Genomic DNA, 26,766 nt, shown 5'->3' on the forward strand with positions numbered 1-26,766 from the left:
ACCCAGTGGCATACCTAGGTAGTAGACGACCTACCAGGACATGGTGACGCCCAGCGCCACGGTGTCGGTCTGCTCGACGTCACCGCCACCGTCCAGCGCGGCGATGTCGTGTCGATTGACCTCACCGACCAGGGTCAGGTAGTCGTTGATGTCGTGAAACAGCGCCAGGCCTCGCGTGCGGAACTCGAGGCCGGTCTGCTCGTCCTCGGTCTCGCCGAACGACAGCGCCACGCGGTTGGAGCCGAAGCGATAGCCGCCCTGCAGCAGGTAGCCGTCGCTGTCCACCTCGCGCAGCGCGGCGTTGCCCACGTTGTTGGTGAAGAAGGCGTTGACCCCCTCGGCGTTGAACCCGGACGCGCTCAGCGTGAGCGACCCCATGGTGGCCTGAACGCCGTAGCCCACGCCGCGCGAGGTCACCTCTTCCACGTCGGCGTCGCTGTTCTCGGAGGTCTGGTACTGGCCGTTCAGCCAGGTATAGACATCGATGCCGCCCAAGGTGGTTTCCCAGGTGAGCTCGGACTCGAACCGCGGTGCCTCTTCATAACGCCGCCCCAGCGGGCTTTCGTCGGCGGTATGCACCGGATCGAAGATGCCCGCGGCCAGGCGCAGACCGCCGGCCTTGGGCGTGCGATAGGTGATCTGGGCGGTGGGGAACGGATAGGGGTAGCCGGAGCCGATGTTGCCGAACGAGACGCCGCCGAAATCGACCAGCCCCAGGGTGTCGCTGACCTGCCCATGGCCGGAGAGCAACTGGTCGAGGAAGATGTTGGAGCGGGCGAAGAGGCCGAAATCCTTGCCCACCAGCACCTCGCCCCAGTCGCCCTCGATGGTGCCGTAGAACTGGCGCACGTCGATGCCGGTCTCGGTACCGTTGTCGTCGCTGTCGTTGATGGTGACCCAGAAGGAGGAGCGGGCTCCCAGCGTCAGTGCACCGACCTCGCGCGAGGCGTTGAAGCCGATCCAGTTGGGCAGGAAGCCCATCTTGACCCGCGACTGACGGCGGTCGAAGCGCGAATCGGCCGCATCGACCTCGGTATTGACGTAGAAGACGTTGATGTAGCCGTCGGCGCTGAAACGGGTGCTGTCGCGCTCATAGAGAGTGATGTCCGCCTGGGCGGCGTGGCCAGCGGCGGCCAGGATGGCGGCCAGGCCGAACGCCAACGGGGTTTGTGCACGCATATGATTGTTCTCCCTTTTTCCTTGCTGGACCGCGGATTGCGGCCCCCGGAGGGAGTATCCGGAGCGCCTTGCTTCGCCTCCATGCCTCATGGGTGGGAAGGACGGCTGGCCTTGGTGGGTGGTACCGAAGCCTTACGCCCCGCTACCGAAGCAGGACATCGGCCCAGCGGCCCTACTCCTCGCCGGTGCTGGAGAGCAACTGGCTGAGCACGGCGCGCAGCTTGCCCGGGCGCAGCGGCTTGTTCAGGTACGGCAGGCGAGCCGCGCGCAGGCGCTGCAGCCAGGCGTCGCTGCGCTCGGCGGTGATGATGACCGCCGGCAGTTGCGGGCGGCCCCAGTGCTCGCGAAGCCACCGCACCAGCTCGTCGCCGGTCAGCCCTTCGTCCAGATGCAGGTCCACCAGCAGGAGGTCCGGTGGCGGCGGCGAGGCGGCGAGCGCCTCCTCGGCATCCAGCGCCAGCATGCAGGTCATGCCCCAGCCGCCGAGCAGGTCCTGCATGCTGGCCAGGATGCTCGGCTCGTTGTCGATCACCAGCACTCGATAGCCACTCAGGCCGGCCTCGGACAGCGCAGGGGGGGCCGCCAGGCGCGGCTGGCGGCCCGAGGGCCCCAGCGGCACCCGTACCGCGAAGCAGGAGCCCCGCCCGGGCCAGGAGCGCACCGTCACCTCGTGCTCGAGCCGCGCGACGATGCGCTCGACGATGGCCAGGCCCAGCCCCACCCCCTTGCGGTCGCGGGCGTGGCGCGCCCCGACCTGGTGAAATTCGCGAAAGATCGCCCCGAGCTGATCCGCGGGGATGCCCGAGCCGCTGTCCCACACCTCGATCCAGAGCGCCTCGCCGCGGCGACGTGTGCCCAGCAGCACCCCACCCTGGCGCGTATAGCGGCAGGCGTTGGCGAGCAGGTTGCGCAGTACCCGGGCCAGCAGCCGGTAGTCGCTGACGACCCAGGCGTCGGTAACGCAGTGCCGGAACGCAAGGCCCTGGCTGTCGGCCAGCGAGGAGAATTCCGCCGCCAGCGACTCGGTCAGGTCGCGCAGGGCGAAGGGCTCGAGCTGCGGCTCGACCCGGTCCTGGTCGAGACGGGCGATGTCCAGCAGGTCGGTGAGCAGCTCCTCGGCGCCCTCCAGCGACAGGTGGATACGCTGCGCCAGGTCCTGGACCTCGCCCGCCAGGCGGCGCTCGAGCAGGGTGGCCACCAGCAGCCGCGCGGAGTTCATCGGCTGCAGCAGGTCGTGGCTGGCGGCGGCCAGGTAGCGATCCTTGCTGCGGTTGGCCTGCTCCGCGGCGTCGCGCGCCTCGCGCAGCTCGGCCTCGATGCGCCGGCGTTCGGCGATCTCCTGGCGCAGTTCGTCGTTGAGGCGCTCGAGCTCGCGGGTGCGATCCTGGACACGCGCCTCGAGCTGCTCGTTGAGCTGCTCGAGACGGCGCCGCGCCTGCTCACGCTCGGTGATGTCGGCGACGAAGGCCTCCATCACCACCTCCTCGTCCGAGGTTGGCTTCTGCACCACCGTCATCGCCACCGGCACGCTGCGCCCGCCGCCGCCGCGCAGGTGGGTGGTGTAGCCGACGAGCCGGCCTTCGGCGAGCAGGCGCCGCTGCACCTCGCAGGCATCCGCGGGATCGGCGAACAGGGCCGCCAGGGTGGTGCAGCGGGCCAGGGTGGCGGCCACGTCATCGTCGCCCAGCATGCTCGCGAGCGCGGGATTGGCGGCCCGCAGCCCGCCGCTCAGCGACGCCTGGAAGATACCGTGCAGGGCATTCTCGAACAGCCACTTGTAGCGGTTGCGCTCGGCCTCGAGTTCGGCCATGCGCGCCGTCAGTTCGGGGTAGTAGCTCTTGCGCGCCGACTGGCTGCCCAGGCCGATCAGCTCGCTGACCGAGAGCCCATCGGGGTCGGAGGGTTTCTTCACAAGGCCTCCCAGGGCGCTAGAGTGCCTCTTCGTAGACCACCGCCACGTCGCGCAGGCAGGAGCGCCGCGGGTTGGTCAGGATGCAGGGATCCTCCACGGCGTGTTCGGCCAGAAACGGCACGTCGCTGCTGCGCACGCCGGCGCCGCCCAGCGTTCCGGCGAGGCCCACGGCCCGCTTGAGCTCGACCAGGTGGGCGAGAAGCCGCTGCTTGACCATGTTCTGCGACAGCCCGCGGCAGTCGATGCCGAGCGTCTGCGCCACCCGCGTGAAGCGCTCCGGGGCGGCCTCGAAGTTGAAGGCGACCACGTGCTCGAGGAGCATCGAGTTGCACAGCCCGTGGGGCAGGTCGAGAAAGCCGCCCAGGCTGTGCGACATGGCGTGCACCGCGCCGAGGATGGCGTTGGAGAAGGCCAGCCCCGCCTGCATGCTGCCCAGCATGACCTGGGCGCGCAGCTCGCCATCGTGGGGGTTGTCGACCAGCGCCACCAGGTTGGCGTTGATCAGCCGCATCGCCTCCAGCGCGTGGCTGTCGGTCAGCGGCCCGCTACCGGTGGAGACAAAGGCCTCGATGGCGTGCACCAGCGCATCGACCCCGGTGCAGGCGGTGAGGAACGGATCCATGGTCAGCGTGACCTGAGGGTCGATCAGCGAGACGTCGGGCACCACCGACTTGCTGATGATCGAGAACTTCATGCGCCGCTGGGGATCGGAGATGATCGCGAACTGGGAGACGTCGGCCGAGGTGCCCGCCGTCGAGGGAATGAAGATCAGCGGCGGGATCGGCACGCGAATGGTGTCGACGCCTTCGAAGTCGAGAATGTGGCCGTCGTGGGCCACCACGATGCCGATGCCCTTGGCGCAGTCCATTGGACTACCGCCGCCCACCGCGACGATGGCATCGCAGCCGTAGTCGCGGTAGACCGCAGCCCCCGCCATGACCTCCTCGGCCCGCGGGTTCGGCGACACCTGCAGAAAGCGGTGACAGGGAATGCCGCAGGCGGCCAGGTCGGCCTCGACCTCGGCGACCCAGCCGGCGGCCAGCACCCCCGGGTCGGAGACCAGCAGGATGCGGTGCGCCCCGAAGGTCTGGGCGTAGTTGGCGACGGCGTGACGGGAGCCGTCGCCGAAGATGATCTCGGGGGCCACGAACTTGCGTAACTGGGCGATGCTGCTCGACATGGCGCCCGTACCTCGTTGTCGTTGTCATGGGTGTCATCGCTGAGAGTACCCGATGCCACCGGCGGCTTCCCTACACCCATGGTCTCAACGTCTCGCACCGCGGGCAGCCACTGCTCACCGGCGGCAGAACACCCGTGACTCGTGCACGTTGCGCGGGGTCAGGCCGGTAACGGAGCGCTCGCCGGCCTCGGCCTGATGGCGGGCGGCCTCGATCAGGTGGTGCTCCGGCGACAGCGAACAGACCGGGTCGGTGGCGGCGGCGTCACCGGTGAGCAGGTAGGCCTGGCAGCGGCAGCCGCCGACGTCCCGGTGGCGCTCGTCGCAGCGGCGGCACGGCTCGCGCATCCAGCCATCGCCGCGGTAGCGGTTGAAGGCCTCGCTGTCGTACCAGATCTCGCGCAGCGGCCGCTCGCGCACGTTGGGAAAGGTCATCGGCAGTATCCGTGCGCTGTGGCACGGCAGCACCGCGCCGTCGGGCACCACGGTCATGAAGATCGCCCCCCAGCCGCCCATGCACGCCTTGGGACGGTCGTTGTAGTAGTCGGGCACCACGAACAGCAGGCGCATGTCGCGCCCCTGCGCCGCCAGCCGCTCGCGCCAGCGCGCGGTGGTGGCCTCGGCCGTTTCGAGCTGCTCGCGGCTCGGCAGCAGCCCCTCGCGATTGAGCTGCGCCCAGCCGTACATCTGGCAGTTGGCCAGCTCCACGGCGTCGGCACCCAGCTCGTCGCACAGGGCGATGATGGCGTCGAGCTCGTCGATGTTGTGACGATGCAGCACCACGTTGAGCACCATCGGGTAACCGGCGGCCTTGACCGCGCGGGCCATGGCGAGTTTCCTGGCGTGGGCCTTGGGCGAGCCGGCCACCGCCGCGGCGACGTCCGGGTCGGAGGCCTGCAGGCTGATCTGGATATGGTCAAGGCCGGCCGCGTGCAGCGCCGCGATGCGCGCCTCGTCGAGCCCCAGCCCGGAGGTGATCAGGTTGGTATAGAAGCCGAGCCGGCGCGCCTCGGCGACCAGGGTCTCGAGGTCCTGGCGCACCAGCGGCTCGCCGCCGGAGAAGCCCATCTGCACCGCGCCCATGGCGCGGGCCTGGGCCAGCACGTCCAGCCACTCCTCGGTGGCGAGCTCCTCCTTCACCGCGGCGAAGTCGAGCGGATTGGAGCAGTAGGCGCACTGCAGCGGGCAGCGGTAGGTCAGCTCGGCGAGCAGCCACAGCGGGGCGCCGGTGGCACCGTTGACGGCAGCGGTGTGAGTACGGTCAGTCATATTCGATCCAGCCCTGCCGCAAGGCCTCGTCGAAGAACTCGATGACGTCCTGAGCGAGCTCACCGCCTGCCCCCTCGGGGTAGCGACGGCTGAGCTCGTCGATCACCTCGGCGATATCGCGCTCACCGTCGACCAGTGAGAGAATCGCGCCGGCGCTGTCGTTGAGCTGCACCATGCCCTCGGGATAGAGCAGCACGTGGCGGCCCTGGGCCGCTTCCCACTGCAGGCGCCAGCCGCGGCGAAGCGCCGGCACCGAGCAGGCGTTCATGCCACCCCCCGATGGAACACGGCCCGATCGGTCACGCTGTGGTAGGGCGGGCGCCCGAGCTGGTAGGCCAGGGTCATGGCGTCGAGCATGCTCCACAGCACATCGAGCTTGAACTGCAGGATCTCCAGGGCGCGCTGCTGGGCGGCGGCGGTGGTGCACACCGCCAGCGCCACCTCGAGGCCATGGTCGACGTCGCGTCGGGCCTCCTTGAGGCGCTTGCGGAAGTAGCCGTAGCCGGCCTCGTCGATCCAGGGGTAGTGACCCGGCCAGGTGTCGAGCCGGCTCTGGTGCGCCTGGGGGGCGAACAGCTCGGTCAGCGACGAGATCGCCGCCTCCTGCCAGCTCGCCCGGCGCACGAAGTTGACGTAGGCGTCGACGGCGAAGCGCACGCCGGGCAGCACGTGCTCCTGGGCCCACAGTTCATCGCGGGTCAGCCCGACCGCCTCGCCCAGGGTCAGCCATGCCTCGATGCCGCCGGCGTCGTCATCGCGACCGTCGTGGTCGAGCAGGCGCTGGATCCAGCGGCGGCGGGTGGCGGCATCGGGGCAGTTGGCCAGCAGCGCGGCATCCTTCTGCGGGATCATCACCTGGTAGTAGAAGCGGTTGGCGACCCAGCCGCGGATCTGCTCCGGCGTGGCGCGCCCCTCGGCCATGTCGACCTGGTAGGGGTGATGGATATGGTAGTAGGCCCCCTTGGCCAGCAGGGCCTGGCGGAAAGCCTCGGGCGTCAGCGCAGCGGCGGTCGGTGTTTCAACGATGTTCATGGCGAGCCCCTATGTGTACTGGCTTGTTGTTATCTTCAGTTCAGCGGCGCGACGACGATGCTCCTGGCCGCTACAGGGTGAGCTGCATGCCGTCGTGGGCGACCTCGATGCCGTGCCGGTCGAGCACGGCGCGCTCGGCCGAGGTTTCGTCCAGGATCGGGTTGGTGTTGTTGATATGAATAAGGATGCGCCGCGTCGTCTCGGGCAGTGCGTCGAGCTCGGCGATCATGCCGCCCTCCCCGGCCAGGGCCAGATGCCCCATCTCGCGCCCGGTGGCGTCGGTGATGCCCAGACGCGCCATCTCGTCGTCGTGCCACAGGGTGCCATCCACCAGCACGCAGTCGGCCTCGGCCATCAGCGCCCGCGCCGCGTCGCTCGGCTCTCCCAGGCCGGGCGCGTAGAAGAGCGCGCCGCCCGTCAGCCTGTCGTGGAACAGCAGCCCCAGGTTGTCGCCGGTCGCCGGCGAACCGCGGCGGGGAGAGTAAGGTGGCGCATTGGAGCTCAGCGAGAGTGCAGTGATCTCGAGTTCGGGGCAGCTCGGCACCCGGAAGGTGCAACGCTCGCATGCGTCCGCCAGCGGAATCTCGCGCCAGGCGAGCCCACCGTTCCAGTGGCGCAGCATGGGAAACAGCGGGAAGCCGCTGGAAAGGTCATCATGCACGCGAGGCGTGCACCAGACGTCGAAGGGGCACCCTTCGCGCAGCGACAGCAGGCCGCTGACGTGATCGATCTGGGCATCCACGAGCAGCACCTCGGCGATGCCGCTGTCACGCAGGCCACGGGTCGGCCAGAGCGCCGGATGGGCGTTGAGCTGGGCGCGGATATCGGGCGAGGCGTTGCACAACAGCCAGCGCTCGCCGTCCATGCTGACGGCGATGGAGGATTGGGTCCTGGGGCTCAGGCCGACGCGCCCCTGGCGCACCCCACGGCAGTTGTCACAGTTGCAGTTCCATTGCGGAAAACCGCCGCCGGCAGCCGAGCCGAGTATGAGCACCTGCATGGCGACTCCCCCCGAATCGAACGGGGCCGTACGGCCCCGTTCATGAATGGCACGGTTCGGATAGTCCGATCAGCGGTTGGCGATGTAGAGGGTGACCTCGAAACCGAGGCGCAGGTCACGAAAGCTGGGCTTGGTCCACATGGCGTCTCTCCTGTTGGATTCCTGGGTGATTGGCAGCCGTGCCGTGGGGCGACGGCACGAACCCAGTAAAGCATTCGAGGCGCACTCGGGAGGCGCTACTTTGGAGGGAGGCCGCCTCCTTCATTGGAGCCAACCGGGAAGTCGGGCCGCGCCTCCTGACCGGTGCACGCAGGAAGCGCCGGGGCCGAAGCCCCGAGGCCGGCCCTGCCCGGCTAGCGCTCCTCCCGCCGAGCCTCGAGCCAGCCTTCCAGCGCCGCCAGGGTCACGGGGATACTGGCCAGCAGGACCTGGAGTTCGGCCGCCGCCTCGCGACGCTGCTCGGCGCGGGCAAATCGTTCCAGGCGCTGGGCGATGCCGGCCAGGCGGCGCCCGCCCAGGCTGCCCGATTCGCCCTTGATGCGATGGGCCCCCTGCTCCAACCGCGCCATGTCGTCCCTCTCCCAGGCGGCGTGAAGATTCTCGGCATGCTGCTGCAGCTGCTCGCGATGCACGGCCAACAGGGTGGCGAGCGCCTCCGCCCCCAGCGTTTCCTGCAGTTCGACGAGCACGTCCTCATCCACGATGCCGTCCGGCGAGCCCTCGGCCGGCGCCGGGTCCGATGTGCCGGGCAGTGCTCTCCCCGACAAGCCATGCCGGAGCGAGGCCGCCAACTCGTCGCGCCGCAGCGGCTTCACCAGGTAGTCGGTCATGCCGGCCATCAGGCAGCGTTCGCGCTCGGCGCCCGGCCCGCCTGCGGTCATGGCCACGATCGGCACCCTGGCGCACCAGCCGCCGGCCGCGCGCAAGCGTCGAGTGGTTTCCAGGCCGTCCATGCCCGGCATCTGCACGTCCATGAAGATCAGGTCGAAAGTCTCGCTGGCGGCCAGTTCCAGCGCTCGGCTGCCGCTCTCCACCACGCTGACGTGGCAGCCGTGGCGTTCGAGCAGGGCCACCGCCACCTGCTGGTTCACCGGGTCGTCCTCCACCAGCAGCACCCTGACGCCCACCGCCGGCTCCAACTTTGCCGGCTCGGGCGTTTCCGGCTCATGCTCGCCGTGGGACGGCTCCAGCGGCAGCTCGATCCAAAAACGGCTGCCCCGGCCGGGATGGCTATCCACGCCAATGGCGCCGCCCATGGCCTCGGCCAGGCGCCGGCAGATGGCGAGCCCGAGCCCGGTCCCGCCGTAGCGCCTGGCCGTCGAAGCATCGCCTTGACGAAAGGGTTCGAAGAGCCAGGCCAGCTTGTCTTCCGGGATGCCCGGACCGGTATCGCAGACCGCCAGGTTCAGTCGCCCCTGCGCACTCAGCGTCGCCTCGACACGCACTTCGCCCTGCTCGGTGAACTTGATGGCATTGGAGAGAAGGTTGAGCAGCACCTGGCGCAATCGGGTCGGGTCCCCCATGAGCGACTCGGGCAGGACCGGCGATATCTGCGTCACCAACGCCAGGCCTTTGCCCCGGGCGCGCGGTGCGAAGAGTTCGCAGGCGTCGTCGATCAGCGCAGCCAGGCGGAACGGACGCCGCTCGAGTTCCAGCTTGCCCGACTCGATCTTGGAGAAGTCGAGGATGTCGTTGATCAGTTCCAGCAGGCGCGCCGCGCTGACGTGCAGGGTTCGGGCATACTCGCGGGACTGGGCGTCGATCGGCTGATCGAGGAGCAGGTCGCTCATGCCGATGACGCCGTTGAGCGGCGTGCGAATCTCGTGGCTGACCGTGGCCAGGAACTCCGATTTCGACTGGCTGGCGGCTTCGGCCCGGCGGGCAGTGAACTGGAGCTTGCGGCTCAGCGATTCCAGCGAGCGACGTGCCTCGGCATTGTCACGCGCCTCGCGCACCAGAAAGACGATCACCAGCATGGCGGCCAGGCTCATGGCCAGGATCAGCGCCAGCAACAGGGCATAGAGGGTCTGCAGCACCTTGCGATCATGGGTCGCCGACTCGGCCAGGTGGCCGTTGACGGCGATGATCAGCTGCTCGGTCAGCCCCCCCACGCGCTCCAGGCGGTCGGCCAATACCCAGCGCTCCCCCTCTTCCAGCTGGGCGATCTCCTGGAGCAGGCGATCCAGGTCGTCAATGAGCACGATCAGGTCGGACAGCAGCCGGTCGGCCAGGGACACCTGGGCGAGGGCGCGACTGATGTCGCCGCGCTGCAGCAGATTGACGCGACTGTAGATCAGTTCGAAGCGCAGTCTCAGCGCCTCCAGGGAGCTTACATTGGCCGTGTGCAACGCCAGGTCGCTGCGCAGCTGGGTGATGTCGCGGTCGAGCTTGTAGGCGTGCCAGGCCGCGTCTTCGATCACGCTCTGGTGGAGCTGCTCCTGACGCCAGGCGGTCAGCCCCACCACCACCAGGGCGGCGGTGAAGAACATCAGGGCCGCCGCCGCCCCCAGCTTCAGTCGTAGCGGGTAGCGCAGCATGCGGCGATGCCTCGCGTCGGATCGGGGTTAGGGGACATGGACGCTGCCCACATGCCATACCGAACGGTGGCGAATGGTTTCGTTGAGCAACTCCGGATGCTCGTCGAAGGGATAGAGGACGAACATCGGCCCCAGGTCACGTACGGCAATGGGCTCCCCGTCGCGTTCGAGGGCCAGGATGACGTCATAGGCATGAAAGTCGGCGACCGGCACCTCGGATTCGTACTCGTTCAGCGCCCGGATCCGCACATGGTCGCTGCGGGTGCCGGCCGCCTCCAGCAGGGCGCGCAGCAGTGGCCCCTCGAAGCGGCCGACGCCCTCGGTCCAGGGGGTGCTCGTCTCGATCACACCCTGGGGGAGGGACTTCAGCATCGCGCGATCAAGATGCAGCTCCTCACCGACGTTGGGGTGCTCGATATCGCCCACCACCCTGAGCAGCACGTCGCCCTGCGGGGGTGGCAACGGCTCCGCCATCAGCGGCAAGGCAACGCTGGACAGGAGAAACAAGCTGACGGTCAAGACGGCGCGACCAGGCCACAATGAAGACATCGAGGGGCTTCCGTGTTTTTGCAAAGCCCCAAGCCTACGCGAATCGCCGAAAAAGTTCAGGTCGAACGACTGGCTAACCAACGGCAGGGGGCCGCGCCCCCTGCCGGGCCCGTCGTCACGCCTCCCCGTCCTTCTGTTCGCAGCGCACCAGGTCCTCGTAGGCGTGCCAGCTGGCATGCCCCAGCACCGGCAGGATCAGCGCCAGACCGATGTAGAAGGTCAGCACTCCCACCAGCACGCACGCGGTCAGGATGACGGCCCACAGCAGCATCGGCCGGAAGTTGCGCGCCACGGCACGCACGCTGGCTTCGATGCCCTCCATGAAGGTCAGGTCCTGGTCCATCAGGGTCGGGATGGCCACCACGCTGATGGAGAAGGCGCCGAAGGCCAGCACGGCCCCCACTGCGGTGCCCACCGCTATCAGGCCAAGCCCGTCCGGGGTGGTCAGCAGGGAGGCGTAGAGTTCGACCGCCCCAGGCGCCTCGAAGCCGAAGAAGAGCGCGAACAGCAGCGTGGCCAGGCGGATCCAGGCGAGAAAGAAGATCATCATCATCACGCCCATCATCGCCAGTTGCCCCGCGTGCGGGCGCCAGGCGCCGAAGGCGTCGCCCAGGTGCGGCGCGCGCCCCTCCTCGAGGGCACGGCTGATGCCATAGGAGCCGACCGCCACCAGCGGCCCGAGGAACATGAAGCCCGCCACCAGTGGCAGCAGCCAGTGCCACAGGTCGAGTAAGACGGCACCTGCCGTGATGGCAATACTCAGGCCGACCCAGAACATGCCGTAGGCGAGGCTGACCGCCGCGGCCTGACGGAAGTCCTCGAAGCCGGCCGACAGCCAGGCCTTGGGCCTGTCCATGCCGATCGGGTTGATGATGATCTTGACGTTGGGAGTGGAGGGCTGTCCGGCACTTCTTGTGGCTGCATTCATTGTCGTACCCCGTTTGGTCGCCATGAGAAGGACGATGCGAGCGTTTTTCCGGCCGGGAGGTCCGGATGACGTCTTGTTGTCTTCGTACTCCTCTACTGTAGTTGAGCGGGCTCAAGGCTGCCGCGCAATGTTGTCAACGCAGCGCGCAAACCAGCCTGCCCCGAGTGCGTTCGACATGAACGTGCGCTTCGCAGGCGTGGTCCAACGGGAGGAAATCCATCAGGAACTTGCCGATGAAACGGACCCTTCACGAGGCGATCGCGATGCTGCTCGGCGTGCTGCCGCTGCTGGGAAGCGCTATCCCAAGCCTTGCCGAAGACACCTTCTCCACCGAGCAGATGGCCCTCATGGCGGGCGCCTGCGCCAACTGCCACGGCACCGACGGACGACTGGCCGGCAGCGTGCCGACCATCGCCGGGAGGCCCGCCGCCGTTCTCGAAGCGCGACTGCTCGCCTTCAAGCGCGACGAGGCGAGCGATGCCACCGTCATGAACCGTATCGCCAAGGGCTTCAGCGACGAGGAACTGGCTGCCCTGGCCGGCCATTTTTCCGCCATCGACCCACAGGCCGACGAGGCCTGGGAAACCGAACAGGGAGCACAGGAGTGAGACCCACGCCATGACAAAGGATTGCCTACGTCCTGACCTCGACCGTCGCCGGTGGCTCAAGCGCCTGGGGGCCGCCTCGCTGCTGCCGCTGGTCGGCGGCGTCACGCCCTTCGCCATTGGCAACCGGCACGCCGGTCAAGTCGTGGTGGTGGGCGGAGGCTTCGGCGGCACCACTGCGGCCAAGTACCTCAAGCGAGCCAATCCAGCAATCGAAGTGATCCTGGTCACGCCCGAAGAAGTCTTTCATACCGGCCCTTTCAGCAACCTGCACCTGGGCGGGCTGCGCAGCATGGACGCCCTCGCCCATGGCTACGACGAGCTGCAGGACCGCTACGGCGTGCGCGTGATCCATGCCACCGTGGAGAGCGCCGACACCAACGCGCATCGCGTCAGGCTCTCCACCGGGCGCGAACTGGAGTACGACCGGCTGATCCTCTCCCCCGGCATCGACATGCGCTGGGACGCCCTGGAGGGCTACACCGAGGAAGCGGCCGAGAAGGCGCCCCATGCGTGGCGGGCCGGCCCCCAGACGGAACTGCTGCGCACCCAGCTGCTGGCCATGGAGGACGGTGGCACCTTCGTCATGGTCGTCCCCTCCGCCCCCTTCCGCTGCCCGTCTGCTCCCTACGAGCGCGCCAGCCTGGTGGCCAGCTACCTGACCCGCTACAAGCCGAAATCGAAGATACTGATCCTCGATGCCAAGGACGGCTTCTCCAAGCAGGCGCTGTTCATGGAGGGCTGGGAGCGACTCTATGGCGATCGCATCGAGTGGGTGGGGCGCTCCGCTGGCGGCCGCGTGACCCGGATCGATGCCGAGCGGCGCGAGGTCGAGACCGAGCTCGGCAGCGTGCAGCGGGCCGAGGTGCTCAACGTGATACCGCCGCAGAAGGCCGGCGGGATCGCCGAGCGAGCCGGCGTGACCGACGCTTCCGGTTGGGTACCGGTCAAGCCGGAGACCTTCGAGTCGCAACGGGCCGAGGACGTCTTCGTGATCGGCGATGCGGCGGCCGCCGACCCGATGCCCAAGTCGGCCTTCTGCGCCAATGCGCAGGCCAAGGTCGTGGCGGCGGCCGTTGTCGCCTCGCTGGCGTCTCGCCCGGCTCCCGAAGCGTACTGGACCAGTGCCTGCTATAGCCTGGTTGGGCCCGAGTACGGCATCTCGGAGGTCGGCGTCTATCGGGTGCGGGACGGCGCCATCGCCGAGGTCGAAGGGGCCGGCGGCCTGAGCCCGCAGGGCGCTTCCGAAGCCACCCGCGCCCTCGAGGCCGAATACGCCACCGGCTGGTACAACGCGATCTGCCAGGACACCTGGGGCACCAGGGCCTGATGTCCCGGCGCGCCTCAGCGCACGATCATCACCGACATCTTCGAGTGGTGCACGACATGTTCGGCATTCGGGCCCAGCACGTAGTCGGCGAACTTGCGCTTGTTGTGCGAGGCCATCACGATCAGGTCGACCTGGAGCTTCTTGGCCGCCTTGACGATGGCCTCCCAGGGGGAGCCATCGACGATCACCGACTGCACCTTGACGTCGTCGGGCACGTGTTCCTGGATGAAGCGGTGCTGCGCCTGCGACAGCGCCTCGTGCGCCTTCTCCGCGAAGTCGCTAGGAAAGTAGGAGCCGACCAGCGGCATGTGGTAATCCGGCAGCACCGTCACCACGTGCAGCGAGGCCCCGAAGGTGCGGCACAGGGTCAGCGCCGTGGGCAGCGCCTTGACCCAGGAGGACTCTTCGTTGAGGTCCACCGGCAGCAGTATCTTTTCGTACATCGTTCCCCCTCCTCAAGCAGCGTGGGCAGTCGTCGGCCGCTGCTGGCGCCGCCGACGCTGCAGCACTACCACCAGGCCGAACACCAGGAAGCCCGGGAGCCACATCCACTCCTTGGCCCAGCGATCCACCGGGGCCAGCACCTCGACGATCTCCTGGTCGAAATCGAAGCCGAGATCCTCGGCCGTGCTACCGAACTCGACGAAATCGACGAGGGTCCGGTCGTCCTCGGTCATCAGCTCCAGCCCCAGCCGCTCCATGCGCTCCTCGGCGGTGTCACCGCGCGGGACCGGCACCAGGACGTAGGTCGTCAGGGGATCGCCGAAGGCATCCTCGCCGGCCACCTGCACGCGCAGCTGGCTGCCGTCGTCCACGCTCGCCAGCGCCTGGGCGAAGTCCGCCGGCGGCACCGACTCGTAGGGGTCGTGGATCCGATCCATCCAGAAGCCGGGGCGGAACAGGGTGAAGGCGACCAGCAGCAGCAGCAGCGACTCGTACCAGCGGTTACGTACCAGGAAGTAGCCCTGCGTGCCGGCGGCGAAGATGAGCATGGCGATCGTCGCGATGATGAATATCACGATGCCCTGCAGCCAGCCCACCTCGATGAGCAGCAGGTCGGTATTGAAGATGAACAGGAACGGCAGCGCCGCGGTACGCAGGCTGTAGTAGAAGGCCTGAAAGCCGGTGCGCAGCGGGTCGCCGCCCGAGACCGCCGCCGCCGCAAACGACGCCAGCCCCACCGGTGGCGTTACGTCGGCCATGATGCCGAAATAGAACACGAACAGATGCACCGCGATCAGCGGCACGATCAGGCCGTTCTGCTGGCCCAGCAGCACGATCACCGGCGCCATCAACGCCGACACCACGATGTAGTTGGCGGTGGTCGGCAGGCCCATGCCGAGGATCAGGCTGAGCAGCGCGGTGAGCAGCAGGATCAGCATCAGGTTGCCCATGGCCAGGACTTCGACCACGTCGGCCAGCACCAGGCCCACGCCGGTCTGCGAAACCGCCCCCACCACGATGCCGGCGGTGGCGGTGGCGATGCCGATGCCGATCATGTTGCGGGCACCGGCCACCAGGCCGTCCCACAGGTCGAGGAAGCCCTCCTTGACGTCCGCCGCGAGGCGGCTGCGGCCGCGGAACAGGGCGGTGATGGGGCGTTGGGTAAGCATGATGAAGATCATGAACACCGTGGCCCAGAAGGCCGAGAGCCCCGGCGACAGGCGTTCCACCATCAGGCACCAGACCAGCACGACCACCGGCAGGATGTAGTGCAGGCCGACCATCACCGTGGGCCGGGTCTGGGGCAGCGTGACCACCTGGGAGGTGGGGTCATCGAGCTCCAGCTCAGGGTAGAACGAGCCGAGCTTGAGCAGGCCCACGTAGACGATCGCCAGGATGACCCCGACCACCCAGGGCGTGGCCTCGCCCAGCACCGGCTTGAGCCAGCCGAGGCCATAGTAGACGCCAAACGAGAGCGCCATCAGCAACAGCAGGCCGGTCAGGAAGCCGACCGCCTTGTTGAGGAAGGGGCGTACCGGGTTGCTCGACGGCAGGCCCTGCATGTCGGCCTTGAGCGCCTCGAGGTGAACGATGTAGATCAACGCGATATAGGAGATCAGGGCCGGCAGGAAGGCATGCTTGATCACCTCCACGTAGGAGATGCCGACGTACTCCACCATCAGGAAGGCCGCGGCGCCCATGACCGGCGGCATGATCTGGCCGTTCACCGACGACGACACCTCCACCGCACCGGCCTTCTCGGCCGAGAAACCGACCCGCTTCATCATGGGGATGGTGAAGGTGCCGGTCGTCACGGTATTGGCGATGGACGAGCCCGAGATCAGGCCGGTCATGCCGGAGGCCACCACGGCCGCCTTGGCCGGCCCGCCCTTGTAGTGGCCGAGCAGCGAAAACGCCACCTTGATGAAATAGTTGCCGGCCCCGGCCTTGTCGAGCAGGGCGCCGAACAGGACGAACAGGAACACGAAGCTGGTGGAGACACCCAGGGCGATGCCGAACACACCCTGGGTGGTCAGCCACTGGTGGTTGATCAATCCGTACAGGCTGACCCCGCGGTGGGCCAGGATGCCTGGCATGTAGGGGCCGAACAGCGAGTAGACGATGAACAGCGAAGCCACGATGGCCAGCGGCGGCCCCAGCGCCCGCCGGGTCGCCTCCAGCAGCACCAGGATGCCGACCACGCCCACGATCACGTCCTGCAGGATCGGCGATCCGGGGCGGTTGGCGAGCTCGGCGTAGAACAGGAAGATGTAGGCGGCACAGAAGGCACCCACCAGGCCGAGCACCCAGTCCTGCAGAGGAATGCGGTCACGGGGCGAGCGCTTGAGCGCCGGATAGGCCATGAACGCCAGGAAGGTGGCGAAGGCCAGGTGAATCGAGCGCGCCTCGGTCGCGTTGAACACCCCGAAACGGAGCAAGAACGGTAGCGGCGAGGCGATCCAGAGCTGGAACAACGACCACGCGGCCGCGATGCCGACCAGCAGCTTGCCGGGAGCCCCCAGCGGCTTGCGCGCCCCGCTGTCACTCGAGGCCACCATGTCCTCGAGATCCACCTCGGGCTTTTGTGGATTCGTATTTTCGTTAGTCATTACCGTCGTGCCCCACGATCGCTTCGCCTCGATGATGGCCCGCTCCAAAGCATAGCCGGTCCATCCAGACGTCTGTGCCGGTCCAAACGGATGCGCGGACCCCTAGGGTCCGCGCATCTCACCAGAGGGAGTCCTTACCCCTCGATCCTACTCACTCGATCCAGCCACGCTCACGATAGTAGCGCGCAGCGCCGTCGTGCAGCGGTGCGGTCAGGCCATCGGAGATCATCTCCTCTTCGTTGAGGTTCTCGAACGCCGGATGCAGGCGCTTGAAGCGATCGAAGTTCTCGAATACCGCCTTGACGGTCTCGTAGACGATCTCTTCGTCCACCTCGGCGGAGGTCACGAAGGTGGCCGCCACGCCGAAGGTCTCGACGTCCTCGTCGTTACCACGATACAGGCCGCCGGGGATGACCGAGCGGGTGTAGTAGGGATGCTCCTCGATGAGGGCGTCGATCTCGTCGCCGGTCACCGGGACGAGGCGAGCGTCGATGGTGGTGGTGGCTTCCTGGATGGAGCCGTTGGGATGCCCTACCACGTAGACCATGGCATCGATGTTGTTGTCGGCCAGGGCCGCGGCCTGCTCGGCGGCATCGAGCTGGGAAGCCAGCGAGAAGGTATCGGTATCCCAGCCCATCGCCTCCATCACCACGTTCATGGTGTTGCGCTGGCCGGAGCCCGGGTTGCCGATGTTGACGCGCTTGCCGGGGAAGTCGGTGAAGTGCTCGATGCCGGAGTCGGCGCGCGCCACCACGGTCAGTGGCTCGCCGTGCATGGTGAAGACGGCCCGCATGTCCTCCCAGGCGCCGTCGGACTCGAAGTTGTCCTCGCCATGGTAGGCGCGGTACTGGACGTCGGACTGCACCACGCCCATGTCGAGCTCGCCGCTGCGCATGCCGTTGACGTTGGCCACGGAGCCGCCCGTGGACGGGGCGTTACAACGGATGTTGTGCTCGTCACTGCCGCGATTCACCATGCGACAGACGGACTGGCCCACCACGTAGTAGACGCCCGTCTGGCCGCCGGTACCGATGGTGATGAAGCGCTCTTGGGCCACGGCCGGGGCGGAAAACATGGCGGCACCGAGGAGGGCACCCGAAAAGGCTGCCGCGGAAAAAGCATGGCGTTTCATTAACACACCTCTTTGACGTTATTGGCTAGTCGTCATTGCTGACGAGCATGATCCCTGGGTAGCCAGGCGCTGAAGCCACTGGCTGGCGGAAACAACCGCTCCCCTCTACTTTAGCGAAAAAAACGTCGGGACGATGGGTCTTTTTCAACTGGCCTAATTTTAGTCTGGCTTTTCGTTTAGTGTGCGTTAATTCCTGATATGCATGGGCCATGAGAAGACCTAACCGCCCGAGTGGCCGCCCTGCAGCGCGCCTTGGACACCGGCGCTGGCGACCGCCACACTCAAGGCACAGCCAAGAGGGAGAGCACACATGACAGGGCAACTGGAGTGCTGCCAGGGCGACATCGCCCGACAGTCCGACATCGACGCCGTGGTCAATGCCGCCAACGCCGAGCTGCGCCCCGGCGGGGGCGTGGCCGGCGCTCTGCATCGGGCGGCCGGGCCACGGCTCGATCGCGCCTGTCGGCCGCTGGCGCCGATCGCACCGGGTGAGGCGGTGATCACCGAGGCCTTCGACCTGCCCAACCGCTACGTCATCCACTGCCTCGGTCCGGTGTACGGCCGCGACAGGCCGGAAGCGGAACTGCTCGCCGCCTGCTACCGCAACGCCCTCGAGCTGGCCGAACGCCACGGGCTGACCAGCATTGCCTTCCCGGCCCTGTCGGCGGGCGCCTTCGGCTATCCCCTCGAGGAGGCCGCCCGGGTCGCCCTCGCCACGGTGCACGAGACGCTGCCTCGCTGTCCCGGCATTGCAAAAGTGCGCTTCGTGCTGTTCGATGCCGGAAGCGCCGAGGTCTTTCAGCGCAGCCTGGATGCGCTGGGCTAGACGTTGTACCCCAGCGTTCTCGGCAACCACAGGGCGACCTCGGGGAACAGCGCCACCAGCGCCAAGGCGCCGGCCATGGCCAGCACGAACAGCAGCGCCCAGCCCAGGGTCTGCTCCAGGCGTATCCTGGCGATCTCGGTGGTCACCATCAGGTTGACCGCCACCGGCGGCGTGAACTGGCCGATGGCGATGTTCATCGCCAGCAGCACGCCGAACCATACCGGGTTCCAGCCGAAATGCTGCATCACCGGGATCAGGATCGGCATCATGATCAGGTAGATCGAGATGGCGTCGAGCAGCATGCCCGCCAGCAGCACCGCCAGCATGACCAGGATCAGCAGCAGTGCACCGTTGTCGGACAGGCCGATGATCCACTCCGCCAGGTGGCGGAAGGTGCCGAGCATGGTGCCGGCCCAGGCGAAGATACCCGCCAGGGCGATGATCAGCATCACCACGCCGGAGATCACCGCCGCCTCGCCGAACAGGCTCCACAGGTCGCGCCAGCCGATCTCGCGGGTCAGGAACAGCCCCACCAGAGCGCCATAGGCCACCGCCACCACGGCCGCCTCGGTGGGCGTGAACAGCCCCGAGCGCAGCCCGCCGAGTATCAGCACCGGGGCGAACAGCGCCGGCAGTGCCTGCTTGAAGGTCTCGCCCACCGCGAGGCGCTCGTCGCCCGACGCCGAGGTGCCGCCCTCCCAGCCGTAGCGTCGCGACACCAGCAGCGCCGGCACCAGCAGCGCCAGGCCGGCGAGGATACCGGGAAAGAGCCCGGCGGCGAACAGCGCGCGCAGGTCGACGCCGGGCACCACGATCGAGTAGAGAATCAGCGCCACCGAGGGCGGGATCAGGATCGCCGTGGAGGCGGAGGCGGCGATCAACGTGGCCGAGAAGGGCTTGGGATAGCCCGCCCGGGTCATGCTCGGCAGCATCACCATGGCCACCGCGGCGGCGTCCGCCGGGCCGGAGCCGCTCATGCCGCCCATGATCATGCACACCAGCACCGCGACCAGCGCCAGGCCGCCGTGGCGCGGCCCGATCAGCGCCTGGGCGAAGCGCACCAGGCGCAGCGCCACCCCCGCGCGCTCGAAGATCAGCCCGGTCATGATGAACAGCGGGATGGCGATCAGCGGGTACTTGGCGATGCTGTTGTAGGTGTTGGTGCCGAGCGTGGCCAGCATCGCCGGCGAGAGGCCCGAGACGATGCCCACTGCCCCGGCCAGGGCCAGCGAGAAGGCCACCGGTACGCCGGCGATCAGCAGCCCGGCGAAGGCCAGGATCATCCACAGGTCAGGGCTCATCGTCGAGCCTCCCGCGCCAGCGGTCGAGGAGCTGCTGCGCAAGGCGCACCAGCATCGTGGCCGAGAGCAGCGGCAGCCACACCAGGTACCACCACTGCGGCAGGCCGAGCCCCGGCGACAGCGACTCCCACTGGTACTCCTCCCAGGTCAGCTTGGCGCCGTACCAGGTGATCAAGCCCAGCACGATGGCACAGCTCAGGCCCTGGAAGAGGATCAGGGCGCGACGCGGCGCCGTCGGCAGCGCGCGTTCGAGCAGGCCGATGCGGATATGGCCGTTGCGTCGCAGCGCCACCGAAGCGCCGGTGAAGGTCAACACCACCAGCAGGAACACCGAGAACTCCTCGGTGAAGGCGAGCGACCCGCCGGTCACGTAGCGCGTCACGACATTGCCCAGGCTGATCAGCGAAATGACCGCCAGCGCCAGTGCGCCCAGCCAGCGCTCCGGCCTGGCGTCGGGGGAGAGTTTCATCGAAGCCTCGCGATAACGGGCCCGGCGTCGGCAGGCGACGCCGGGGTCAGGCTTGTTCCAGCGCGATGGAGTCAGCGCGCCTCGATGGCCTCACGCGCGGCATCGACCAGCTCCTCGCCAATACGCGGGGTCCACTTGTCATGCACGCTCTGGGTCGCGTTGACGAATGCCTGGTGCTGCTCCTCGGTGAGCTCGGTGACCTCAACGCCGCGCTCCTGGATGGCGGCCAGGCGCTCGCTCTCCTGTTCGCGGGTCATGGCGATCTCCCACTCGCCCGCCTCGATGGCGGTCTCGCGCAGGATCTCGCGCTCCTCCTCGGAGAGCGTTTCCCAGACCTGCTGGTTGACGGCAAAGATCAGCGGATCGTTCATGTAGTTCCACAGCGTCAGGTACTGTTGGCCGACCTGATCGATGCGCGCCACGTCGAACACGGAGAGCGGGTTTTCCTGGCCGTCCACGGCGCCGGTGGTCAGCGCGGGCTGGGCGTCGGTCCAGCTCATCTGGGTCGGGTCGGCGCCCAGCGCGGTGAAGGTATCCTGGAACAGCGGCGAGCCGACCACGCGGATCTTGAGGCCGTCGAGGTCGCCGGGCTCGTCGATGGGGCCGCGCGAATTGGAAAGCTGGCGGAAGCCGTTCTCGCCCCAGGCCAGCGGAATCACGCCGCGCGATTCGATGGCCTCGAAGATCATCTCGCCGGCCGCACCGCCGGTCACGGCATCCACGGCGGCCTCGTCGGGCATGAAGAACGGCAGCGAGAAGAGGTTGAGTTCGGGTACCTGCGGCGACCAGTTGATGGTCGAGCCGACGGCCATGTCGATCAGGCCCGAACGCATGGCCGAGAATTCCCGCGTCTGATCGCCGTTGACCAGCTGCGAGTTGGGGTAGACACGCAGGGTGAGCTCTCCGTCGGTGCGCTCTTCCACCAGTTCGGCCCACTTCTCGGCCGCCTGCCCCCAGGGGAATGCATCGGAAAGCACGGTGGAAATGGAGAGTTCGCGGGCCTGTGCGGAGAGCGACGCGGCCAGCACGGTGGCCCCGGCCACGGCAGCGGCGATACGGGAGATACGGCTTGCTGAGATCATGACGTGTCCTTGCAGCTGAGGCCGGTTGCGGCACGACCGGCCATGATTATCGTTCCGGCGGGCATCGACGTAAGCATCGCCGCGCCTCGACATTCTACGACGTCACGCGTTGAATGGTAGCCCGTTAACGATATAGGACGACGCCCGGAGACCACCTGCTACCCTCGCCGGGCCGAAGACATGAAGGAATCCGCCGTGCCGCTGCGCGACCTGCTGCTTGGCCTCTCGATCGTGGCGATCTGGGCCCTGAACATCATCGTCATCAAGCTGGGCGTCGAGGAGCTGCCGCCGCTGCTGCTGACCACCCTGCGCTTTCTCCTGGTGGCCGCCCTGCTGGTGCCCTTTCACCCCGTGGCGCGCCACCAGCTGCCCTTCCTGCTGCTGTTGTCGGCCACCTTCGGTACCCTGCACTTCGCCCTGCTGTTCATCGGCCTGGGGCAGGCGGAGGCCGGTACCGGCGCGCTGCTGGTGCAGATGGGCACCCCCTTCGCCACCCTGCTGGCGGTGATCTTTCTGGGCGAGAGGCTGAGCGCCAAGCGGCTGGTCGGGCTGGCGCTGTCGTTCGGCGGCGTGGTGGTCCTGGCCGGCGGCCCCAGCCTGCCTTCGCCGTTGCCCATGGCATTGCTGCTGCTCAGCGCCCTCGGCTGGGCGGTCTCGCAGCTGTTGATCAAGAAGGGACCCAACCTGGCGCCGATGGCGCTGGCCGGCTGGACGGCGCTCTTCGCCGTGCCCCAGGTGGCGCTGGGCTCGTGGTGGTTCGAGCAGGACCAGGTGGGCGCCATGGCCGCGGCCGGCTGGTTCGGCTGGGGCGCGGTATTCTATACGGCGGTGATGTCGTCGATCGTCGCCTACGGGATGTGGTACGGCCTGCTGCGCCGTCATCCGGTCAGCCGGCTGGCGCCGCTGAGCCTGCTGGTGCCGGCGGGAGCCGTAGCGCTGGGTATCGTGCTGCTGGGCGAGACTCTCAACGCCCATATCGTCCTCGGCGGAGCCATGGTCATCGCCGGGGTGGGGCTGATCGTGATTCGCTTTCGCGCCCTACTCGGCCGCTGACCGGCAGCCACTCCGGCGCCCGGGCCAGCTCACGCAGGCGCCCTCCTCGATGCCGCGCGCCTCGAAATAGCCGGCGTTGACCTCCAGCGCGGCGTGGTAGGCGGCACCGGCCAGGGTCACGGGGCAGTCGTAGGGGTTGCGCGAAGGGCACGGCTGCATGGTATGCACTGCGACGATGTGCCCGTCGGCGTCGAGGAAGGCGATGTCCAGCGGAATGCGGGTCCGATACATCCAGAATCCCGCCTGGGCGGGTTGGAGCTCGTCGTAGAGGAACAGCATGCCGGCCTCCGCCGCCAGCTGGTCCCGATCCATCAGCCCCTGGCGCCGCTCGGCCGGGGTGCGTGCCAGCTCCACCTCCAGACGGTGGCGCTCGGTGCCCGCCTGAATCTCCAGCGGTGCGCGCGGCAGCGTCGCCGCCGCATCGGCCCAGGCCGGCACCTGCCAGGCCAGCAACGTCGTCAGCCAGGCGACGGGCAGCACTCGCTTGACAAGCATGGCGTTACTCCTTGCCCAGGCTCATCGCGGCGCCTTCGCGCTGGCCGAGGATCGCCATCAGGTCGATGCGCGATTCGCGGGTCGTGAGATCGAGCAGCCCTTCCAGCGCCCGGAGGTGGTCGTGAATGCCGCGTCGTGCGGCCTCGCCGTCGCCGCTGCGCAGGTGGGCGAGCAGCGCCGGGTGGTCCTCGGCCAGGTAGCAGCTGGCCAGGCCGGCGCGCTTGTACAACGCGATGACGATGGAGGTGCGCAGGATCAGGTCGGTGAGCATGGCGCCGAGCACGCGGTTGGGCGAGTGCTCGGCGAGCAAGTGATGAATGGCCAGCGAGTGCTCGATGCGTGCCGGCTCGTTGCCGCGGGCATGCGCCTCGGCCTCGCGATCGACCAGGGCGGCGATCTCCTCGAGCAACGCCGGGCTGGCGCCTCCCGCCAGCAGCGCGGCCACCTCGCCCTCCACCAGGCGGCGGGCGGCGAAGGTCTCGCGGGTCTCCTCGATGCTGGGTGCGCGCACCCGCGCCACCTGGTTGGGCTGCTGGCTGACCACATGATCGGCCGCCAGCCGGGTCAGCGCCTTGCGCACCACCGAGCGGCTGACGCCGAAGATCTCGCCCAGCGCGACCTCGGGCAGGCGGGTACCCGGCGGCAGGCGCTGGGTCAGCACCGCCGTGCGTACCTTGTCGACGATGAAGCGGTCGCTGATACGGCCACCGGCCCGCGTCTCGGCGGCAACCTCCTCCTGCCAGGTATTGCTCATGGTAGCCTCTCGAAGCCTTTGCTCATGGGCTTACCTTCGCACGTTTCCCCCTGGCCTGACCACAACAAACCGGCCTTTATGTATACAAAAAGGCTCACGCCGGGCAGTGCCGCTCCCCCACGTCGAGAATCTTCAAGGTATTGGTTCCACCGTGGGCGTTCATGTGGTCGCCCCGGGTCAGGATGACATGATCGCCCGGTTCGGCAATCCCCTGTTCCACCAGCAGCGAAAGCGCCCGGTCGTTGAGTTCGCCGGCCGCCATCGCCGTGGTGTCGAACGGCAGCGAGACCACCCCTCGGTAGAGCGCCATGCGGCGCTGGGCCACGGGGCTGTGGGCGAGCCCGACGATCGGCAGCCCCGAGCGGATGCGCGAGGCGATCAAGGGCGTGTAGCCGGTCGAGGTCATGCAGGCGATGGCGGCCACCCCGCTGAGGTGGTTGGCGGCGTACATGGCGGAGAGCGCGATGGTCTCGTCGATGCGCGAGAAGCCCTCGTGGATGCGGTGGCCCGATTCCTGGGCGATGCGCTCGCGCTCGGCGCCGAGGCACACCCGGCGCATGGCCTCGAGCGTCTCCACCGGGTAGTCGCCGGCGGCGGTCTCGGCCGAGAGCATCACCGCGTCGGTGCCGTCGAGCACGGCGTTGGCGACGTCGAACACCTCGGCGCGGGTGGGCAGCGGCGAGCCGATCATCGACTCCATCATCTGGGTCGCGGTGATCACCGCGCGGTTGAGGGTGCGGGCGCGCTTGATGATGCGCTTCTGCATGCCGATCAGCTTCTCGTCGCCGATCTCCACGCCGAGATCGCCGCGCGCCACCATCACCGCCTCGCTGGCCTCGATGATGCCGTTGAGCGTGGCGTCGTCGGCCACCGCCTCGGCGCGCTCGAGCTTGGCGACCAGGCCGATCTCCTTGCCCGCCTCGCCGAGCAGCCGGCGCGCCTCGTGCATGTCCTCGGCATGCCGCGGGAAGGAGACGGCGAGATAATCCACGCCGATCTCGATGGCGGTCGCGAGGTCGGCCTTGTCCTTGTCGGTGAGCGCCGGGGCCGAGAGCCCGCCGCCCTGCTTGTTGATGCCCTTGTTGTTGGAGAGCTTGCCGCCGGTGACCACGGTGGTGTGGACCTGCGCCCCCTCGACCCGCTCCACGTCGAGCACCAGGCGACCGTCGTCGAGCAGCAGGCGGTCGCCGGGGGCGACGTCGTCGATCAGCTGCTTGTAGTCGCAGCCGACGCGGGTGGCGTCGCCGGCGTCGCCGGCCAGCGCCATGTCGAGGACGAAGGGCTGGCCCTCCTCGAGGGTCACGGCGCCGTCCTGGAAGCGGGCGATGCGGATCTTGGGGCCCTGCAGGTCGCCCAGGGCGGCGACGCTGCGCCCCAGGCGGTCGGCGATCTGGCGCACGGCGATCAGCCGGCGGCGGTGGTCGGCGGCGCTGCCGTGGGAGAAGTTGAGGCGCACCACGTCGACGCCGGCGCGGATCATCGCCTCCAGCACGCCCTCGCGGTCGCTGGCCGGGCCCAGGGTGGCGACGATCTTGGTGCGGCGAATGGGATCGTGGATGGGGGCATGGGGCGGAAGCGTCATGGTGTCCTCGGCAAGACCAGGATGGCACGGAAGTCGTTGACGTTGGTGCGAGTCGGCCCGGTGACGATGAGCCGATCCAACGCCTGGAAGAAAGTATACGCGTCGTTGCGTGACAGGTAATCGGCGGGATCGAGGCCCCGCTCCTTGGCACGACTCCAGTCGCCGGGCGAGAACAGCGCGCCGGCGTTGTCCTCGGAGCCGTCGATGCCGTCGGTGTCGATGGCCAGGGCGTGGATGCCCGGCGCCCCGGCCAGCGCCTCGAACAGCCCCAGCAGGTACTCGACGTTGCGCCCGCCGCGGCCGTCGCCGCGCACGGTGACGCTGGTCTCGCCGCCGGAGAGGATCAGCAGCGGCGCGCTGGCGCCGCCTTGCGCTTCCAGGGCCAGGCGCGCATGGTCACGCCCCAGTTCGCGGGCCTCGCCCTCCAGGTCGTCGCCCAGCACACGTACCAGTACGCCGGCCTCCTCCGCCGCGTTCCTGGCGGCTTCCAGGGCGTCGCGGGCGCGCGCCAGGGTCACGCTGTCGTCGCGCTCGAAGGCCTCGTCGTCGGGCGATGGCGCCCCCTGGGACTGCTCCAGATGGCGACGCACGTGAGCGGGCACCTCGATGGCGTAGCGCTCGAGCACCGCCAGGGCGTCGGCCGGGGTCGAGCGATCGGGCAGGGTCGGCCCCGAGGCGATCTGCGTGGCGACGTCGCCGGGAATGTCGGAGATCAGCCAGGTCACCACCTGGGCGGGGTGCGCCGCCGCCGCCAGGCGCCCGCCCTTGATCGCCGAGAGGTGGCGGCGCACCGTGTTCATCTGGCCGATCGGCGCCCCGCAGCGCAGCAGCTCGCGGTTGATGGCCTGCTTGTCGGCGAGCGAGATGCCCTCGGCGGGCAGCGTCATCAGCGCCGAGCCGCCGCCGGAGATCAGCGCGATCACGCGGTCGTCCTCGCCTAGTGGCTCGACGGCTTCGAGCATGCGCCGGGCCGCCTTCTCGCCCAGGTCGTCGGGCATCGGGTGGGAGGCTTCGAGTACTTCGATCACCTCGCAGGGCTCGCCATGCCCGTAACGGGTCACCACCAGCCCGGTGAGCGGCGCATCGGGGCAGCGCGCCCGCCAGGCACGCTCCAGCGCGGCGGCCATGGCAGCGGCCGCCTTGCCGGCCCCCACCACCACGGTGCGCCCCGGGGGCGGGTCGGGCAGCAGGTCGGCGACCAGGGTATCGGGATGCACGGCGGTCACGGCCACGTCGGCGAGCCGGCGCAGCCAGTCCGAGACCTCTACCGTGCGATCCAGGGAAGGGAGTTCATGCGACATGGCACACCTCGGCGGAAGACAGCATCGACGGTAACAGCAGGGTGGGCAGGAAAAAAGCCCGGCGACGGGCGGGGTCCAGCCGGGGATCCCGCCGCCGGGTCAAGGCCGCACCCAGTACGGCCGGTTGGCGGACGCCGGGCCGACGCCCACCTGGAGGGAAATATCGGCTCAGCGTCTGCACGACTGGCAGGCCGAATGGT

At 68.4% G+C, this 26,766-nt stretch carries 25 protein-coding genes; 4 read left to right on the top strand and 21 right to left on the bottom strand.

All coding sequences use genetic code 11. From position 1 onward, the window contains the following. Positions 1-30: 30 nt before the first annotated feature. The 11 genes from HNO51_RS16050 to HNO51_RS16100 form a co-directional block, all read right to left on the bottom strand. On the bottom strand, positions 31-1,179 hold the full coding sequence (locus tag HNO51_RS16050) for a porin (protein WP_209537858.1): 1,149 nt from the start codon (positions 1,177-1,179) through the stop codon (positions 31-33). A 172-nt stretch (positions 1,180-1,351) separates the two neighbouring features. Further along, positions 1,352-3,091, bottom strand: coding sequence for a PAS domain-containing hybrid sensor histidine kinase/response regulator (locus HNO51_RS16055; protein WP_209537859.1), 1,740 nt, complete (start codon positions 3,089-3,091; stop codon positions 1,352-1,354). Between the two features lie 16 nt (positions 3,092-3,107). Next, on the bottom strand, positions 3,108-4,271 hold the full coding sequence (gene ercA, locus HNO51_RS16060; RefSeq protein WP_197448250.1) for an alcohol dehydrogenase-like regulatory protein ErcA: 1,164 nt from the start codon (positions 4,269-4,271) through the stop codon (positions 3,108-3,110). A gap of 114 nt (positions 4,272-4,385) precedes the next feature. Next, complete coding sequence (gene pqqE / locus HNO51_RS16065) at positions 4,386-5,537, bottom strand: pyrroloquinoline quinone biosynthesis protein PqqE (protein ID WP_209537860.1); 1,152 nt, start codon at positions 5,535-5,537, stop codon at positions 4,386-4,388. Further along, complete coding sequence (pqqD, locus tag HNO51_RS16070; protein ID WP_197448252.1) at positions 5,530-5,805, bottom strand: pyrroloquinoline quinone biosynthesis peptide chaperone PqqD; 276 nt, start codon at positions 5,803-5,805, stop codon at positions 5,530-5,532. Before pqqD ends, pqqE begins: the two co-directional genes overlap by 8 nt. Next, positions 5,802-6,569, bottom strand: a complete 768-nt coding sequence (pqqC, locus tag HNO51_RS16075) for a pyrroloquinoline-quinone synthase PqqC (protein ID WP_197448253.1) — start codon at positions 6,567-6,569, stop codon at positions 5,802-5,804. Before pqqC ends, pqqD begins: the two co-directional genes overlap by 4 nt. 70 nt (positions 6,570-6,639) lie before the next feature. Next, positions 6,640-7,569 (bottom strand): pyrroloquinoline quinone biosynthesis protein PqqB, encoded by a 930-nt coding sequence (gene pqqB, locus HNO51_RS16080; RefSeq protein ID WP_197448254.1) that lies wholly within the window; start codon positions 7,567-7,569, stop codon positions 6,640-6,642. A gap of 69 nt (positions 7,570-7,638) precedes the next feature. Next, positions 7,639-7,710 carry a pyrroloquinoline quinone precursor peptide PqqA gene (gene pqqA / locus HNO51_RS16085; protein WP_010627037.1) on the bottom strand — a complete coding sequence of 24 codons (72 nt, stop codon included), beginning with the start codon at positions 7,708-7,710 and terminating at the stop codon, positions 7,639-7,641. A 212-nt stretch (positions 7,711-7,922) separates the two neighbouring features. Next, a complete protein-coding gene (locus tag HNO51_RS16090) occupies positions 7,923-10,106 on the bottom strand; it encodes an ATP-binding protein (protein ID WP_197448255.1) in 2,184 nt (727 codons plus the stop codon). A 27-nt stretch (positions 10,107-10,133) separates the two neighbouring features. After that, positions 10,134-10,655 carry a putative pterin-binding protein gene (locus HNO51_RS16095; RefSeq protein ID WP_197448256.1) on the bottom strand — a complete coding sequence of 174 codons (522 nt, stop codon included), beginning with the start codon at positions 10,653-10,655 and terminating at the stop codon, positions 10,134-10,136. A gap of 115 nt (positions 10,656-10,770) precedes the next feature. Beyond that, a complete protein-coding gene (locus HNO51_RS16100) occupies positions 10,771-11,583 on the bottom strand; it encodes a DUF2189 domain-containing protein (protein ID WP_197448257.1) in 813 nt (270 codons plus the stop codon). A 233-nt stretch (positions 11,584-11,816) separates the two neighbouring features. Between HNO51_RS16100 and HNO51_RS16105 the strand changes: the two genes are divergently transcribed. Both HNO51_RS16105 and HNO51_RS16110 read left to right on the top strand, forming a co-directional pair. After that, positions 11,817-12,191 carry a c-type cytochrome gene (locus HNO51_RS16105; RefSeq protein ID WP_197448258.1) on the top strand — a complete coding sequence of 125 codons (375 nt, stop codon included), beginning with the start codon at positions 11,817-11,819 and terminating at the stop codon, positions 12,189-12,191. 10 nt (positions 12,192-12,201) lie between these two features. Further along, a complete protein-coding gene (locus HNO51_RS16110; protein WP_197448259.1) occupies positions 12,202-13,518 on the top strand; it encodes an NAD(P)/FAD-dependent oxidoreductase in 1,317 nt (438 codons plus the stop codon). Between the two features lie 14 nt (positions 13,519-13,532). Here the strand turns inward: HNO51_RS16110 and HNO51_RS16115 are convergent, their stop codons facing one another. The 3 genes from HNO51_RS16115 to HNO51_RS16125 all read right to left on the bottom strand — a co-directional run bounded on the left by HNO51_RS16115 (position 13,533) and on the right by HNO51_RS16125 (position 17,703). Next, positions 13,533-13,961: a universal stress protein gene (locus HNO51_RS16115; protein ID WP_197448260.1), complete on the bottom strand. Its 429-nt coding sequence runs from the start codon at positions 13,959-13,961 to the stop codon at positions 13,533-13,535. Positions 13,962-13,973: 12 nt separating this feature from the next. After that, positions 13,974-16,571 carry a TRAP transporter permease gene (locus HNO51_RS16120; RefSeq protein WP_234283698.1) on the bottom strand — a complete coding sequence of 866 codons (2,598 nt, stop codon included), beginning with the start codon at positions 16,569-16,571 and terminating at the stop codon, positions 13,974-13,976. A 151-nt stretch (positions 16,572-16,722) separates the two neighbouring features. After that, a complete protein-coding gene (locus tag HNO51_RS16125) occupies positions 16,723-17,703 on the bottom strand; it encodes a TAXI family TRAP transporter solute-binding subunit (RefSeq protein WP_209537861.1) in 981 nt (326 codons plus the stop codon). 310 nt (positions 17,704-18,013) lie between these two features. On the opposite strand from HNO51_RS16125, the gene HNO51_RS16130 reads away from it, so the two are divergent. Then, positions 18,014-18,529 (top strand): macro domain-containing protein, encoded by a 516-nt coding sequence (locus HNO51_RS16130; RefSeq protein ID WP_197448262.1) that lies wholly within the window; start codon positions 18,014-18,016, stop codon positions 18,527-18,529. On the opposite strand, the gene HNO51_RS16135 is transcribed toward HNO51_RS16130, so the two are convergent. The 3 genes from HNO51_RS16135 to HNO51_RS16145 form a co-directional block, all read right to left on the bottom strand. Beyond that, positions 18,526-19,830, bottom strand: a complete 1,305-nt coding sequence (locus HNO51_RS16135) for a TRAP transporter large permease (protein WP_209537862.1) — start codon at positions 19,828-19,830, stop codon at positions 18,526-18,528. The two genes, HNO51_RS16130 and HNO51_RS16135, sit on opposite strands and share 4 nt — an antisense overlap. Continuing rightward, complete coding sequence (locus tag HNO51_RS16140; RefSeq protein WP_197448264.1) at positions 19,820-20,299, bottom strand: TRAP transporter small permease; 480 nt, start codon at positions 20,297-20,299, stop codon at positions 19,820-19,822. The genes HNO51_RS16135 and HNO51_RS16140 overlap by 11 nt, the downstream gene beginning before the upstream one ends. Before the next feature lie 71 nt (positions 20,300-20,370). Beyond that, on the bottom strand, positions 20,371-21,381 hold the full coding sequence (locus tag HNO51_RS16145) for a DctP family TRAP transporter solute-binding subunit (protein ID WP_197448265.1): 1,011 nt from the start codon (positions 21,379-21,381) through the stop codon (positions 20,371-20,373). A gap of 195 nt (positions 21,382-21,576) precedes the next feature. Here HNO51_RS16145 and HNO51_RS16150 point away from each other — a divergent pair, with 195 nt between their 5' ends. Continuing rightward, entirely contained in the window at positions 21,577-22,434 is an 858-nt protein-coding gene (locus tag HNO51_RS16150) for a DMT family transporter (protein WP_209539254.1), read from the top strand. Here HNO51_RS16150 and HNO51_RS16155 read toward each other — a convergent pair. The 4 genes from HNO51_RS16155 to HNO51_RS16170 form a co-directional block, all read right to left on the bottom strand. Beyond that, positions 22,420-22,929 carry a DUF192 domain-containing protein gene (locus tag HNO51_RS16155; RefSeq protein WP_209537863.1) on the bottom strand — a complete coding sequence of 170 codons (510 nt, stop codon included), beginning with the start codon at positions 22,927-22,929 and terminating at the stop codon, positions 22,420-22,422. The genes HNO51_RS16150 and HNO51_RS16155 overlap by 15 nt on opposite strands. A gap of 4 nt (positions 22,930-22,933) precedes the next feature. Further along, entirely contained in the window at positions 22,934-23,683 is a 750-nt protein-coding gene (locus tag HNO51_RS16160) for a GntR family transcriptional regulator (protein ID WP_209537864.1), read from the bottom strand. A 94-nt stretch (positions 23,684-23,777) separates the two neighbouring features. After that, a complete protein-coding gene (gene pyk / locus HNO51_RS16165) occupies positions 23,778-25,265 on the bottom strand; it encodes a pyruvate kinase (RefSeq protein WP_197448268.1) in 1,488 nt (495 codons plus the stop codon). Then, the gene (locus HNO51_RS16170) at positions 25,262-26,566 is read right to left on the bottom strand and encodes a glycerate kinase type-2 family protein (RefSeq protein ID WP_197448269.1); all 1,305 of its coding nucleotides are present in this window, start codon (positions 26,564-26,566) and stop codon (positions 25,262-25,264) included. Before HNO51_RS16170 ends, pyk begins: the two co-directional genes overlap by 4 nt. Positions 26,567-26,766 lie beyond the last annotated feature (200 nt).

This window comes from Billgrantia sulfidoxydans, assembly GCF_017868775.1.
In the GTDB taxonomy this organism is placed as follows: domain Bacteria; phylum Pseudomonadota; class Gammaproteobacteria; order Pseudomonadales; family Halomonadaceae; genus Halomonas; species Halomonas sulfidoxydans.